General features: G+C 23.7%; 1 protein-coding gene. It reads left to right on the plus strand.

Annotated elements, in window-relative coordinates; all coding sequences use genetic code 11:
• Positions 1-1,237: hypothetical protein (locus L8X38_RS08375; RefSeq protein ID WP_412175448.1), on the plus strand; the 1,237-nt coding region annotated here is incomplete at both ends.

Below are 1,237 nucleotides of genomic sequence, written 5' to 3' on the forward strand. Positions count from 1 at the left end.
GCCACTTCATCTTAGAAAACAAAGAAAAAAATAAAAAGCTTATATTTTTTGACAATGCTTCATCTATGTCAAATCTTTTACATCTTTATGAGAACAATTGTGATATATTTGTTAAAGATGAGTCATTAATCGATATAGCTTTATTAGAACAAAACTATAATCTAGATTTTAATAAACTAAAAACAAGAGTATTTTTTTATGAAAAACTTCTTTTAGGCGCAAAGGAAGATGAAATTTTTTCTTTCAATGATGAAAAAATAAATTATTATCTTAAATATGATGAGAATAATTTATATGCTTTAAAAGATTTAAACATTACTTATGATTATTATCATTGTAAGATTAAAAACTATGTTTTAGCTAAAAATAGTTTAAATATAAAATTAGAACCTAAAAAGATAAGCAAGCACTATGCTTATGATGATTTAAACCATCAAGATCTAAATTTAACCCACAATAACACTAACATTATAAACAACACTGCTACTTCAAATTACATCAGCCTTATCATACAAGATGAACATGGCAAGGCTATTGATAATGCTAGTATTAGTATAAAAGGGTATGATCATGAAAAACTAATCAAGCAAAGCGTATTAAAATTAAAAACTAATAAAGAAGGTAAAATAAGATTTGATAGAGAAAAAGACTTTAGTAATTGTCATAGTTTTAAAGTTAGATTAGAAGATAATAAAGCTTATTTAGCCAAACCCTTACAAGATAGCAAAAGAATATTTAATAATTATATCAATCATAAAATAGGACTTATACTTAGGTTTAAAAATAAAGATTATTTTAAATATGATGGTTTTTATTTATATCATTTTAAAGGAAAAGATTTAATATCTTCTTATATGGCAAGAAGTGGAGTAGCTAAAGCTGATAATTTAAAACCATCAAATAAACAAATTGCTTTTAGTTTTTATCAAGATATAAAAGATAAAACTACCAAGAAAAAAGCATATTTTTACTATGATGATGAAAGTATTAAAGATAAATTTGGAAGCTTACCTGAAGGAAAGTATTATTTTAAAATCAATGAGATTAATTACAACAAACAACCTGATTTTTTAAAAGATTATCCTTTTAGCATAGGTAAGACTTGGGGAAAGTATTGTGTTAGATTATACACAGATAAAGAATGCTCTAAAAGTTTTAAAGAAATAGAAATTTCAAATCCAAATAATGAAAAAGAAAAAAGCAAGAATAAAGAAAGTATGAGTAAGGGGGATTTGTA

Source organism: Campylobacter sp. CNRCH_2014_2452, assembly GCF_025772865.1.
Lineage (GTDB): Bacteria > Campylobacterota > Campylobacteria > Campylobacterales > Campylobacteraceae > Campylobacter_D > Campylobacter_D lari_D.